We start from the raw sequence: 13196 nt of genomic DNA, 5'->3' as shown, positions 1-13196 counted from the left end.
CGCCCGCCGGCGGTCAGAGCATGAGCGCCCGGACCGCCGCCACCGTGTCGGCCTCCTCGGCCCGCTTGTCGGGCCGGTAGCGCAGGACACGGGCGAACCGCAACGCCATGCCGCCCGGATAACGGGTCGACCTCTGCACGCCGTCGAAGGCGATCTCCACCACGAGCTCGGGCTTGACGGCGACGACCCAGTCGTCGGTCGGTCCCGCCGCCAGGCGCAGGAACTGCTCGGTCTGCCAGGCCAGCAGCTCGTCGGTCAGCCCCTTGAAGGTCTTGCCGAGCATCACGAACCCGCCGGTCTCCGGGTCGAGCGCGCCCAGATGAAGGTTGGACAGCCGTCCGCTGCGGCGTCCGCTGCCCCACTCGGCGGCCAGCACGACGAGGTCGAGGGTGTGCCGCGGCTTCACCTTGATCCACCCGGCGCCCCGCCGGCCTGCGGCGTACGGCGTGGCAGGCGACTTGACCACCACACCCTCGTGGCCGCGCCGCAGGGCCTCGGCGAAGAACGCCTCGCCCTCCTCGGCGTCGGCCGTGACCAGCCGCGGGGTGAGGAGCTGCGAGGGGACGGCCGCCGCCAGCGCGGCGTGCCTTTCCTCGTCGGGCAGGTCGAGCAGGTCGGCGCCGCCGACGCGGAGGGCGTCGAAGAAGAAGACGCTGAGCGGAACGGTCTGCCGCAGCACGGCGACGTCGGTCTTGCTGGCCACCCGCCCACCGGTGACCTGGAAGGGCTCGGGCCGGCCGTCCGGCCGCAGCGCGATCACCTCTCCGTCGAGGACGAGGTCCTCCGACGGCAGCGCGAGGACCGCCTCGACCAGCTCGGGCACCTGGGCGGTGATGTCGTCCAGGGTGCGGGTGAATACGCCGACGCGCTCACCCGAGCGATGCGCCTGCACCCGCACGCCGTCGAGCTTCCACTCCACGGCCGCCGGTCCGCCGATCTTCTCCAGCGCGGCGGTGACGGTCGGGGCGCTCTGCGCGAGCATCGGGGCGACGGGGCGCCCGACCTCCAGCGTGAACGCGCGCAGCTCCTCGACGCCGCCCCGCAGCGCGGCCGCTCCGACGGCGGGCAGCCATCCGCGCAGCGTCAGCGCCTTTCTGACCTCGGCCGACGGGGCGCCTGAGGCCTTCGCGATCGCCTCGATCATCACCCCGTCGAGCGCGCCCTGCCTCAGCTCTCCGGTCAGCAGCCGCTGCAGGAACGACTGCTCCTGCCGCGTCACCGAGCCGAACAGCTCGGCCAGCAGCGCCCTGCGCGCGGCCTGGGAGCCCGCACCCGACTGCGCCTTGATCCGCTGCAGCAGGGAGTCGACCTCGGTGAGGGTGGCGATGGCCACCTGACGCGGCTCGGGCACGTCCTGGAGGGTGCGCCAGCCGACGCCGATCTGGCGCTGGGGCAGCTCTCCGGAGAGGTAGGCGACCGCGATCTCGGCTTCGTCCGGACCCACCCGGCTCAGGAGCTCGGCCAGATGCGCGATCTTGGCCAGACGGGCGGCATCCGAGGCGACCGCCGCGGACGTCCGGGTGAGGTCAATCAGCAACACATCGTCATCCTGCCTCAACGCACCGACGTTTGCCCACGGTGGACCTCAGCTGTAGTGCCGCGCCTCCGGCCACATCTGCCTCCAGGGCCGGACCGGGTCGCGGCAGACGCTGATCGGGATGCCCTCCTCCTCGCCCGCCATGCCGTGCACGGTGCCCGCCTGGGTGCACCGGGCGAAGCGCGCGGCCAGGAAGGAGGTGTCCCAGGAGAGCGCCACCACGACCCGGGTGCCCTCCGGAGGCGGGCCCCACCACCACAGCTCGTCGTGCCCGCTGTAGACCTTCGGCAGGCCGAGCTCGCCCGCCCACCGGTCGAGGGCGCCTGCCTGGCCGTAATTGCTCGTGAGCAGCACCGCCCCGGCCCGGTCGGCCGGCGGCAGCCCCCGTACGACCTCCGCGACCTGTACGGCGAGGCCGCGCATGCCGACCGACTCGCGGGCCACCTCGTTGATCGTGGCCACCGGGGTTCCGGTCAGCGAGGACGCCGGGATCACGGGCAGGGCGACCACGATCGACGCGGCCGCGTTGACGGCCAGTGCCGCGACCAGCACCGGCCGCCGCCGCCATCCGGCCGCCGTCACGCAGCCCGCCGCGAACAGGTAGAGGAGGAACACGCCGACGTAGTCCGGTCGGCCGCCTGAGTAGAGCGTCAGCGCGCAGGCGACCGGGTAGGCGATCGCGAGGGCCCGGGTCGCGCGGTCGCGCCACAGCCGGATCCATCCCGCGACGACGAGGACGAACTGAGGCGGGCCGAGCAGCAGGATCTGCAGGGGCACGAAGACGGCCCGGTTGTCGGAGCCCTCGTCGAGCTTCAACGCGTCCGCCATCTGCAACTGCGGCCAGTCGTGCGTCACCTGGTAGACGAGGTTGGGCGCGGCGATGACGAGAGCGAGGCCGGCGCCGATCCACAGCCGCCGGTCCAGGAGCACCTTCCTCGGTCCCGCCGCGAGGAGGCCGACCCCGGCGGAGACGAGCAGCAGCACGATCAGGTCGCGGTTGTAGGTCGCCACGCCCGCGAGCACGCCCACCCACAGCCAGTAGCGGCCGTCCCCGTGCAGCAGGACGCGCAGGAGGCAGAGCACGACCGCCGTCCAGACGACGAGGTCGGGGGTGAGGGTGAGCAGCGTGTGACCGGCGATCAGCGGGAGCACCGCCGTCGCCGTTCCAGCGGCGGCCAGGACCTGTGCGGCCCTGCCTCCGCCGAGCTCACGCGCGAGGAGGGCGACCAGCACGATCACGGCCCCGGTGCACAACGCGGGGATGATCCGCAGGGCGACGACGGTGTCGCCGAACACGGCGGCCGAGACCCGGGCGATCATCGGTGTGAGCGGCGGGGTGTCGAAATATCCCAGCCGAGGATGCTCGCCGAGGAGCCGGAAGTAGAGTTCGTCGCGGTGGTAGCCGTACCAGGGGCTGACGGCGAGAAGGACCGCCACCGTGGCAAGCGCGACGCCGCCGACAGGGGCTCGGGCGAACGGGGGGATGCGAGCGCCCTCGTGGACCTCGGTGATCGTGGTCACGGGGACATCATCATGTCACCGGGCCGCCCGCACCACCCCCCGGGGCGGCCCTCCTCGATCGGCGCGCCGTAGGCGGCCGAACCGGACGATCAGGCGACGCCGAGCAGGTCGACGACGAAGATGAGCGTCTCACCGGGCTTGATGGCGTTGCCCGCGCCGCGGTTGCCGTAGCCGAGGTGGGCGGGGATCGTGAGCCGGCGGCGCCCGCCGACCTTCATGCCCGCGACTCCGCGGTCCCAGCCGGCGATGACCCGGCCGCCGCCGAGCGGGAACTGGAAGGGCGACCCGCGGTTCCAGGACGCGTCGAACTCCTCGCCCGTGGAGAAGGCGACGCCGACGTAGTGCACGGTCACGGTGTGTCCGGGCTTGGCCTCAGGTCCGTCCCCCTCGACGAGGTCGACGATCTCGAGGTCCGCCGGAGGCGCCCCCTCCGGGAAGTCGATCTCGGGCTTCTCGAGTGCCACGTGGGTCTCCTGTTCTCTGCGCGCCGGATGTTCCCGGCCGACCGAACGACTCTACCGAAGATCGCCCAGACGACCGACGCCCTCCCCGACTCTGGTGGGAAGGGCGTGGCCGACGGCACGGCGTGGCGGTCAGTTCGTGCTGGTCTGAGTGGGTTACTCCGGGCGGTCCCTGCGGGTGTCCGGGCCGGGCCCGTGCCCGAGGTCCGTCCGTCCGGGATCGGTCCCCCTCGTCTCGGTGCGGTGCGTGTCGGGCCGTTCCATGGACGGCCTGCCCGGCATGCCCATGTGGTCCTGGCCGCCCGGTGCCCGCATGCCGCGGTCCTGCATGTGCATGGGGCCGTCCGGGCCGGGGCCGCCGGGCATGTGCATGGTGCCCGGGCTTCCCGGCGCGGAGCGACCCGCCGTGCCGGAGGCCGCGTGGGCGAGCGCCGACCGGGCCTGCTCGACCATGGGGCTCGCCACGAGCACGTCGTAGTGGCCGGCGACGATCGCGCTGCGTGAGGTGAAGTCACGCTGTCCGCGGCTCAGGGCGTGGGCCACGTAGCCGAAGATGGCGCCGACGATGGCCGCCCAGATGATCGACCAGATCACGATGCCGATGAACGAGATCGTGGTCGCGGTGAACAGCCCGAGGAACAGGCCGATGACGAGACCGATGAGCGCTCCGTTGCTCGCCCCGCGCAGCGCAGCCTTGCCGCTGGTCAGCCTTCCTGTGACCGTCTCCTCGAGCCGGAGGTCGCTGCCGACGATGGCGGTCGTCTCCACCGGGAAGCCGGCGTCGGACAGGGTGTCGACCGTCCGTTGCGCCGACGCGTAGTCGGGGTAACTGGCCAGTGGCCGCATGTCGGCAGTCTGTGCGACCGGCCCTTTGGCGGGAGAGGTGAACATCTTCGCCTCCGTCGGGTTGTGCGGTCGATACGACACGGCACTACCCGACGGTGGCCCGATATGCACGTCATTACCAGCTCTGGTGGAGAGGCATGCCTTCTGTGTACCCGGACGCGCTCTGGACGCCGACGACCGCCCGCTCGTGGAACTCCTCCAGGTCGGCGGCCCCCGCGTACGTGCAGGAAGAGCGCAGGCCGGCGACGATCTCGTCGATCTGATCCTCGACGCTCGGCCGCACCGGGTCGAGGTACATCCTCGATGTCGAGATGCCCTCTTCGAACAGGGCCTTGCGGGCCCGCTCGAAGGGCGTGTCGTCCACCGTCCGCAGCCGTACGGCCCGGGCGGAGGCCATGCCGAAGCTCTCCTTGTACTTCCGGCCGTCGGCGGCGGTGCGGGTGTCGCCCGGGGATTCGAACGTTCCGGCGAACCAGGAGCCGATCATGACGTTGGACGCGCCGGCGGCGAGCGCCAGGGCCACGTCGCGCGGGTGCCGCACGCCGCCGTCCGCCCACACGTGGCGGCCCAGACGGCGTGCCTCGGCGGCGCACTCCAGGACCGCGGAGAACTGCGGCCGGCCCACCCCGGTCATCATGCGCGTGGTGCACATGGCGCCGGGCCCGACGCCGACCTTGACGATGTCGGCCCCAGCCTCCACCAGGTCGCGGACGCCCTCGGCCGTCACCACGTTCCCCGCGGCGACCGGCACGCCGGGATTCAACGCCCGTACGGACCTGAGGGCGGCGATCATCTTCTCCTGGTGGCCGTGGGCCGTGTCGACGACGAGGACGTCGGCGCCCGCGTCGAGCAACTCCTTGGCCTTGGCCGCCACGTCGCCGTTGACGCCGACCGCCGCGGCGATCCGCAGCCGGTTCCCCGCGTCGACCGCGGGCTCGTACAGGGTCGCCCTGAGCGCGCCGGTGCGGGTGAGGATGCCGACCAGTTGACCCTCGTCGTCCACGACGGGCGCCAGGCGGTGACGGCCCTCGTGCAGGGCCTCGAAGGCCGTCTGCGGGTCGGTGTCCTGCGGCAGCGTCTGCGGCGACGGCGACATGACCTGGTGCAGCTGGGTGTACATGTCGACGCCCTGGCAGTCGGCCTCGGTCACGACCCCGACCGGGCGGTTCTCCCAGTCGACGACGATGACGGCGCCGTGGGCCCGCTTCGGCAGCAGGTTGAGCGCCTCGCCGACGGTGTCGTGCGGCGTCAGCGTCAGCGGCGTGTCGTGGATCAGATGGCGGCTCTTGACCCACTCGATGACGTCGGCCACCACGTCGAACGGGATGTCCTGAGGGATCACCGCGATGCCGCCGCGCCGCGCGATGGTCTCGGCCATGCGGCGCCCGGCTACCGCGGTCATGTTGGCCACCACGACGGGAATGGTGGTGCCTGTGCCGTCGCTGGTCGACAGGTCGACGCCGAGCCGGGAACCCACGGCCGAGCGTGACGGGATCATGAACACGTCGCTGTACGTGAGATCGTAGGGCGGCGTCACATCATTGAGGAATCGCACGTTTGTCCAGCCTACGTCCTGAGCCTTCCCTGTCCTGCATTCCCCGCGGGAGACGGCGCGAGACGCGAGGACGCCGGGTAGATTGACGCGGTTGGAAGGAGGAGCCGTGATCATCGTCGACCGGCCTGAACTGCTCATCGTTGGCCATGCCGTACGGACGACCAACGCCGCGGAGGCGGACCCGTCCCGTGCGCAGCTGCCCGGCCTGTGGGCGCGTGCGGGGGCGCCCGGCGCCTTCGCGCACGTGCCGGGCCGCGTCGATGAGAACCTCTATGCGGTGCTGACCGACTACGAGGGCGATCACTACGGGGCGTACACGCAGATCGTGGGAATCGCCGTGCACACCGCCGCCCGGCTGCCCGAGGGAATGGTCGCGGTCCGCGTGCCCGGCGTCCCCGCGATGCTGGTCGAGGCGCGCGGTCCCATGCCGGGCGCGCTGATCGAGGCGTGGCAGCGGGTGTGGAAGCACAGCGAGTCGGGCGCGACGCCCTCGAGGGCGTTCACCACCGACCTCGAGGTCCACCACAGGGGAGGGGCGGATCTCTACGTCGCCGTCCTCCCCCCTCCCCGGCCGTGATCATGCACGGATTCGGTCGCGGCACCTCTGACCTGCGCCGCAGCCGTCGGTGATCATGCTCAGGTTCGGCGGCGTCCGCTCCGGCCTGCGGATTCGCGGTTCGTGATCATGCACTCGGGTCGTCGCCGGGCCACAGGGGCTCGGAGATCTCGAAGCCGACCGGCTCGCCCCACTGGTTGCGGTAACTCACCTCGTGGACGGGCCGGCGGGGCGCCACACCCCAGCGGCCGGTCGGGTACCCGAAGGTGACCATGCAGGCCATCTCCCAGCCCTTGCCCTCGGGGACGCCCAGGATCCGCATCGCCTCGGCGCCGTGGAAGAGTCCCAGCACCGTCGTCAGCGCGCTGCCCACGCCGAAACCGCGGGCGGCGAGCTGCGCGCTCCACACCGAGGGGTAGATCGAGCCGCCGCTCGGGTCGTTCCTGGTGAAGGCGAACAGGAGCAGCGGGTAGCCCTCGAAGTTCTCCGCCAGATGGAGGGACGAGTTCATCACGCTCAGCGTCCTGGCGTCGCCGCTCGCCTCGGCGCGCTCCCGCGCGGCCTTGTAGTGCCCGTCGTACAGGGTGCCGAGCGCGTCGCGATACAGCGGCGCGAGCTGCTCCTTCACCGACGGATCGTCCACCAGCATGAAACGCCAGCCCTGCGCGTTGCCGCCGCTCGGCGCCCGGACCGCTGCGTCGAGAATCCGCTCCTGGATCTCCTGGGGGATCGGGTCTGACTTCACCCGGCGCATCGCGCGGGTCGTGTACAGCGCCTCGAAGAGGTCCATGCTCATCGGCCGTTCATTCCTCGCTCACGGTCGTGCGGCACGTGCGCGCCGCGGGTCTCTCATCGGTTTCCGGTGGTCAGCTCAGGACGCCCGCCGCGCGGTACGCCTCGGCCTCCTTCTCGGACAGGCCCCAGGCGTCGAGGTCGCGCAGCCGGGTGTTGGCGGACAGGTCACCCCTGCCGCTCCCGAGCAGGCGCGGGGCGGGGACCGGCTGCACCACGCCGTCGACCTCGACGAACGTGCCGCGAGCCTGGTTGTGGGGATGCCGGGCCGCTTCGCCCATCGACAACACGGGGGAGACGCAGGCGTCGGAGCCCTCGAAGACCGCCTCCCACTCCGCCCGGGTCCTGGACCGGAACGCGGCGGCGAGCCGCTCGCGGATCCGCGGCCAGTTGGCCTGGTCGTCGCGGCCGGGCAGGTCGTCGAGGCCCATCCTGGTCACCATCTCGGCCCAGAACTGTGGTTCCAGCGGCCCCACGGCGAGGAACCCTCCGTCGGCCGTCTCGTACGTGTCGTACATCGGAGCGCCCGTGTCCAGCAGGTTCGTGCCGCGAGGGCCCCACGAGCCGCTCTGGACCCCCTGGTAGAACATCGAGAACAGCAGGGCCGCGCCGTCCACCATCGCGGCGTCGATCACCTGGCCCCTGCCGGTGCGCTCCCGCTCGAACAGGGCGAGCAGCACGCCGTACGCCAGCATGAGGCCGCCACCGGCGAAGTCGCCGAGGATGTTGATCGGGGGAGTGGGCCGGCCGCCCGCGCGGCCGAGCATCGACAGGACGCCGGCGATCGCGATGTAGTCGATGTCGTGTCCCGCGGACTTCGCCAGCGGGCCGTCCTGCCCCCAGCCGGTCATCCGGCCGTAGATCAGCCGCTCGTTGTCCGCGCGAAGGTCGTCCGGCCCGATGCCGAGCCGCTCGGCGACGCCCGGGCGGAATACCTCGATCACCACGTCGGCTCCGGCCGCCAGCTTCTTGAACGCCTCGACGCCCGCGGGCGACTTGAGGTCGATGCCGATCGTGCGCTTGCCGCGGTCCATGACGTCGGGGCGCGGAGCGTCGGTCACGGCCGTGACCCGGTCGACGCGCAGCACCTCCGCGCCGTGGTCGGCGAGCATCATCCCGGCGAACGGCCCGGGAGCGAGCCCTGCCAGCTCCAGCACGCGTACCCCGGCCAGCGGGCCCTTCCGGGGCTGTTCCATTCCGGCTCTCCTCGGTGGGACCTACATTTGCTGCGCCCAGTAGAACATGTTTCTGGAGCATGCGAGACTCCGACCGTGACGTGGAAGATCCTTGCGCTCCCCCCACTGCCGGAGGAGGCCCTCCGCGACCTGCTCGGAGGCCTCGGCGACCAGGTGCGACTCGTCGTCCCCGCCCGCCGCGACCGGGAAGCCGTGATCGACGCGCTGCCCGACGCCGACATCGTCGTCGGCGACTGGAGCGGCGCGCTCGTGCTCGACGCGGAGGCCGTACGGCACGCCCCGAGGCTGTCCTTCGTGCAGCAGCCGTCGGTCGGCGTGGACGGTCATGACCTGGAGGCGCTGGCGAAAGCCGACGTGCCGGTGTCCAACACGGCCGGCGTCAACGCCGACGCCGTCAGCGAATGGTGTCTCGCGGCGTCGCTGGCGCTGCTGCGGCATCTGCCGGACGCGGACCGCGAGATGCGGGCCGGAGGCTGGCCGCAGTTCACGTTCCAGCGGCGTGAGCTCGCGGGTGCCCGCGTCGGGATCGTCGGCTTCGGACCGGTCGGCGCCGCGTGCGCCCGCATGTTCGGCGCGCTGGGATGCCGGGTGTCCTACTGGTCGCGTACGCCCAGGCCGGACGCCGGCGGCGCCGCCTATCTGGAGCTCGACGAGCTGACCGCGTCCAGTGACGTGCTGGTGCTCGCCATCGCGCTCGCCGACGAGACCCGCGGTCTCTTCGACGCCGTACGGCTGTCGCGGATGCCCCGCGGCGCCGTGCTCATCAACGCGGCCAGGGGCCCGATCGTGGACGACTGCGCGCTGCTGTCCGCGCTGGAGTCCGGGCATCTCGCCGGGGCCGCGCTCGACGTGTACGACACCGAGCCACTCGCCGCCGCGGACCCGCTGCGCGCGGCGGAGAAGGTCCTGCTGTCGCCGCACGCCGCCGCCGTGACGCCGGAGGCGAGCGGGCGGCTCATCCAGTGCGTGCTCGACAACCTCGCGGCGGCGGTCGAGGGCCGCCCCGTCGTCAACGTCGTCAACGGCGTCGACCCGGTCGTCCGGCGCAGGTGAGCCACCGGTCGTCCGCGCAGGTGAGCCCTCAGCGAAGGGCGTGCCGTACCCAGACGTTGGGCTCGACGTAGACGGCCTGGTCCGCCTCGAGGTCCACGTGCACGGGGCTCAGCGCCCCCGGGACCTCGAGGCGCCCCGCCCGGTCGAAGGGGAGCCCCGTCCAGCGCCGCCACTCCGCGAGCGTGCCGGGGATCACCATGGATCTCGGCGCCACGCGGTCGACCACCCCGCCCGCGCGGACGTGCACGCGAAGCCACGGGTCGTGGGGCAGGCCGTCGTCGCGGGTCCGCCAGGCGTACTCGGACATCGGCGTCCACGGCTCGAGGTGCTTGGCGTTGGGGCGCACGGGGGCGAGCAGTTCGGCGAACCCGAGCGCCGCGACCTGGTCGCGCAGATGGGCCAGCATCACCGCCGACAGGCCACGCCCGAGCACGTCGGGGCGTATCGAGATCTCGAGGGCCGAGACGGCGTCGGGACGGTCGCCCCGCAGCCTGGCGCGCCACGCCCGCATGACGACCTCGTCCCAGCCGCCTGCGGGCAGCGGGTCCCCGCCGAGCCGCAGGGGGACCGACAGCGCCTTCGCGGCGAGACCGCCGTCGATGGTGGCGACGAGCACGAACTCGGGATAGTCGGTCACGGCCACCGAGTAGTACAGGGCGGCGATCGGATCGTTGAACATGAATTCGGGCCATGCCGTGGGCATGCCGAACAGGTCGTGCGCGAGTTCCGGACGCTCCGCGAGGGTGCTCACAACGAGATCCACAAGACGTCATCCTCGCCCCGGCCGCGCCGTCCGTCCATAGATCACCGGGTGGCGTACCGTCTGACCTGCGACGATTCGAAAGGCCTGGAACGGCGGGAGGCCTCGCCGCCGGCTACGGCATACCCCGATGATTTTCGGAGCCGTAACGTGTCTAATCTGGTCTGCGGTGTTTTCGAGGGATAACGTGCCTAGAGGCGGTCTCAATGATCCATGGGGGTGGTGCCATGCCCACGCGCAGCACGACCAGTATGACCGCCCACAACAAGGCGGTGGAGCAGATCAGGGACTCCTACGCGGCGATCCCTGAAGACGCGGCCCCCCGGCTGGCGAAGGCCACCACGAACCTCTTCCGGTTCCGCGAACCCACCAAGACGGCGTCGCTGTCGGCCCGTGACCTGGACCAGGTGATCCAGGTGGACCCCGAGACCATGACGGCCGAGGTCCAGGGCATGACGACGTACGAGCACCTGGTCGACGCGACCCTGCCGTACGGGCTCATGCCGCACGTCGTGCCGCAGCTCAAGACCATCACCCTCGGCGGGGCGGTCACCGGCCTCGGTATCGAGTCGTCCAGCTTCCGCGACGGCCTGCCGCACGAGTCGGTCGAGGAGCTCGAGATCCTGACGGGCGACGGGCGGATCGTGGTCGCGCGGGCGGACAATGAGCACGCCGACCTGTTCAACGCCTTCCCCAACTCCTACGGCACGCTCGGCTACGCGCTGCGGATCCGCATCAAGCTGGCGCCGGTCAAGCCGTTCGTACGGCTGACGCACATCCGGTTCACCGACGCCGACAAGTGCATGCTCGCCCTGAGCGAGATCTGCGAGAGCCGCAGCCACGAGGGCGAGCCGATCGACTTCGTCGACGGCACCTACTTCGGCCCCGGCGAGCTCTACGTCACCGTCGGGACGTTCGCCGACAAGGCGCCCTACACGTCCGACTACACCGGGATGCGCATCTACTACCAGTCGATCCGCACCCGGCCGCGCGACTGGCTCACCATCCGCGACTACCTGTGGCGCTGGGACACCGACTGGTTCTGGTGCTCGCGCGCCTTCGGCGTGCAGCAGCCGCTGGTCCGGTCCCTGGTGCCGCGCCGCTGGCTGCGCTCGGACGTCTACCGCAAGCTGGTGGGCTTCGACCAGCGGCACGGCGTGACCGCCCGGCTCGACCGCTGGCGGGACAGGCCGGTGCAGGAGTCGGTCATCCAGGACGTCGAGGTGCCGGTCGAGCGGGGCGCGGAGTTCCTCGAGATCTTCCAGAGCGAGGTCGGCATGACGCCGGTCTGGATGTGCCCGCTGAAGGCGACCCGCGACTGGCCGATCTACCCGCTCGAGCCGGGCAAGCTCTACATCAACTTCGGCTTCTGGGGCATGGTCCCGTTGCCGCGTGGCCAGCAGGACGGCTATTACAACCGTCTCATCGAGCATGCCGTGCACAGGCTCGGTGGCCACAAGTCGCTCTACTCCAGCTCGTACTACGAGCGGGCGGAGTTCTGGCGGCTGTACAACGGGGACTCGTACTGGCCGGTCAAGCGTGCGTACGACCCGGGCGGGCGACTGCTCGACCTGTACGACAAATGTGTCCGGGGCAAGTAGGCAGTTCCTACGTGTGGATTTCGTACGAGATTTCGTACGTGGGGAGAGGTTGACATGACTCTTGCCGAGATTTTCGAGAAAATCGTTGGCAGCGACGCGGGTGTGCAGTTCTCCGCGTACGACGGAAGCAAGGCGGGCTCGGCGGGCGCCGACATCCGCATCGAGGTCAAATCGCCGCAGGCGGTGGCCTACCTCGCCAAGGCGCCGGGGGAGCTGGGCCTCGCGAGGGCGTACATCTCCGGGCACCTCGACGTCCACGGCGACATGTACACGCTGCTCGATCGCATGTGGTCGCTGACGCTCAACGACCTGCCGCTCAGCGAGAAGGTCGCCGCCATCCGCTCCATCGGCCCCAAGCCGCTGATGATGAAGGCGCCCCTGCCGCCCCAGGAGATGCGCCGCAGCGCGCTCGCCAGGCTCGGCAGCCGCCACGCCAAGCAGCGTGACGCCGAGGCGATCCACCACCACTACGACGTCTCGAACAAGTTCTACGAGTGGGTGCTCGGCCCCTCTATGGCGTACACGTGCGCGGTCTTCCCGACCGCCGACGCGACGCTCGAGGAGGCGCAGCACACCAAGTTCGACCTCGTGGCCAAGAAGCTCGAACTCAAGCCCGGCATGCGCCTGCTCGACGTCGGCTGCGGCTGGGGCGGCATGGTGATGCACGCCGCCCGCGAGTACGGCGTGAAGGGCCTCGGCGTGACGCTGTCGCGCCAGCAGGCGGAGTGGGCCCAGAAGGCGATCGCCGAGGCGGGTCTGTCCGAGCTGGCCGAGGTCCGCTACATGGACTACCGCGACGTGGCGGAGACCGGATTCGACCGGGTCAGCTCGATCGGCCTGACCGAGCACATCGGCAAGGAGCAGCTCCCGTCGTACTTCTCGTTCCTGTACGGCAAGCTCAAGCCGGGCGGGCGGCTCCTGAACCACTGCATCACCCGCCCCACGGGCACCGAGAAGACGATCAACAAGGGCGGTTTCATCAACCGCTACGTCTTCCCTGACGGTGAGCTCGAGTCTGTCGGCCACCTGGTCCGCCAGATGGAGGACATCGGCTACGAGATCCGCCACGAGGAGAACCTGCGCGAGCACTACGCGCTGACCCTCCGCGAGTGGTGCAAGAACCTCGACGACCACTGGGACGAGGCCGTCGCCGAGGTCGGCATGGGCACCGCCCGGGTCTGGCGCCTCTACATGGCCGGATGCGTGGTCGGGTTCGAGCGGAACAAGGTGCAGCTGCACCAGGTGCTCGGCATCAGGCTCGACGACGACGCGTCGGCGCAGATTCCCCTCCGCCCGAGCATCGACTGGCCCTGATCCC

At 71.1% G+C, this 13196-nt stretch carries 12 protein-coding genes; 4 read left to right on the top strand and 8 right to left on the bottom strand.

Annotation, left to right across the window (positions count from 1 at the left end):
* Positions 1 to 13: 13 nt before the first annotated feature.
* The 5 genes from Pka01_RS18840 to Pka01_RS18820 all read right to left on the bottom strand — a co-directional run bounded on the left by Pka01_RS18840 (position 14) and on the right by Pka01_RS18820 (position 5920).
* A complete protein-coding gene (locus tag Pka01_RS18840; protein ID WP_203884104.1) occupies positions 14 to 1540 on the bottom strand; it encodes an ATP-dependent DNA ligase in 1527 nt (508 codons plus the stop codon).
* 45 nt (positions 1541 to 1585) lie between these two features.
* Positions 1586 to 3058: a glycosyltransferase family 39 protein gene (locus Pka01_RS18835; protein ID WP_203884103.1), complete on the bottom strand. Its 1473-nt coding sequence runs from the start codon at positions 3056 to 3058 to the stop codon at positions 1586 to 1588.
* 89 nt (positions 3059 to 3147) lie between these two features.
* Entirely contained in the window at positions 3148 to 3522 is a 375-nt protein-coding gene (locus Pka01_RS18830; protein WP_203884102.1) for an FKBP-type peptidyl-prolyl cis-trans isomerase, read from the bottom strand.
* A gap of 153 nt (positions 3523 to 3675) precedes the next feature.
* A complete protein-coding gene (locus Pka01_RS18825; RefSeq protein ID WP_203884101.1) occupies positions 3676 to 4365 on the bottom strand; it encodes a general stress protein in 690 nt (229 codons plus the stop codon).
* A gap of 115 nt (positions 4366 to 4480) precedes the next feature.
* Positions 4481 to 5920 (bottom strand): GuaB1 family IMP dehydrogenase-related protein, encoded by a 1440-nt coding sequence (locus tag Pka01_RS18820; RefSeq protein WP_203884100.1) that lies wholly within the window; start codon positions 5918 to 5920, stop codon positions 4481 to 4483.
* Between the two features lie 106 nt (positions 5921 to 6026).
* On the opposite strand from Pka01_RS18820, the gene Pka01_RS18815 reads away from it, so the two are divergent.
* The gene (locus tag Pka01_RS18815) at positions 6027 to 6497 is read left to right on the top strand and encodes a GyrI-like domain-containing protein (protein WP_203884099.1); all 471 of its coding nucleotides are present in this window, start codon (positions 6027 to 6029) and stop codon (positions 6495 to 6497) included.
* 106 nt (positions 6498 to 6603) lie between these two features.
* Here the strand turns inward: Pka01_RS18815 and Pka01_RS18810 are convergent, their stop codons facing one another.
* Together Pka01_RS18810 and Pka01_RS18805 are read right to left on the bottom strand one after the other, a co-directional pair.
* Positions 6604 to 7272 carry a nitroreductase family protein gene (locus Pka01_RS18810; RefSeq protein ID WP_203884098.1) on the bottom strand — a complete coding sequence of 223 codons (669 nt, stop codon included), beginning with the start codon at positions 7270 to 7272 and terminating at the stop codon, positions 6604 to 6606.
* A 70-nt stretch (positions 7273 to 7342) separates the two neighbouring features.
* Entirely contained in the window at positions 7343 to 8464 is a 1122-nt protein-coding gene (locus tag Pka01_RS18805) for a CaiB/BaiF CoA transferase family protein (protein WP_203884097.1), read from the bottom strand.
* 75 nt (positions 8465 to 8539) lie between these two features.
* On the opposite strand from Pka01_RS18805, the gene Pka01_RS18800 reads away from it, so the two are divergent.
* Positions 8540 to 9517, top strand: coding sequence for a 2-hydroxyacid dehydrogenase (locus Pka01_RS18800; RefSeq protein WP_203884096.1), 978 nt, complete (start codon positions 8540 to 8542; stop codon positions 9515 to 9517).
* Positions 9518 to 9545: 28 nt separating this feature from the next.
* Here Pka01_RS18800 and Pka01_RS18795 read toward each other — a convergent pair whose 3' ends face one another.
* On the bottom strand, positions 9546 to 10280 hold the full coding sequence (locus tag Pka01_RS18795; RefSeq protein WP_203884095.1) for an N-acetyltransferase: 735 nt from the start codon (positions 10278 to 10280) through the stop codon (positions 9546 to 9548).
* A gap of 224 nt (positions 10281 to 10504) precedes the next feature.
* Here Pka01_RS18795 and Pka01_RS18790 point away from each other — a divergent pair, with 224 nt between their 5' ends.
* Positions 10505 to 11878 carry an FAD-binding oxidoreductase gene (locus Pka01_RS18790; RefSeq protein WP_239115106.1) on the top strand — a complete coding sequence of 458 codons (1374 nt, stop codon included), beginning with the start codon at positions 10505 to 10507 and terminating at the stop codon, positions 11876 to 11878.
* Positions 11879 to 11932: 54 nt separating this feature from the next.
* Complete coding sequence (locus Pka01_RS18785; protein ID WP_203884094.1) at positions 11933 to 13192, top strand: SAM-dependent methyltransferase; 1260 nt, start codon at positions 11933 to 11935, stop codon at positions 13190 to 13192.
* The last annotated feature ends 4 nt before the right edge of the window (positions 13193 to 13196 follow it).

Origin of the sequence: Planotetraspora kaengkrachanensis (genome assembly GCF_016862895.1) — a bacterium.
GTDB lineage: Bacteria > Actinomycetota > Actinomycetes > Streptosporangiales > Streptosporangiaceae > Planotetraspora > Planotetraspora kaengkrachanensis.
Note: the sequence above shows the minus strand (reverse complement) of the source record. Positions and strands in the feature narration are given on the sequence as shown.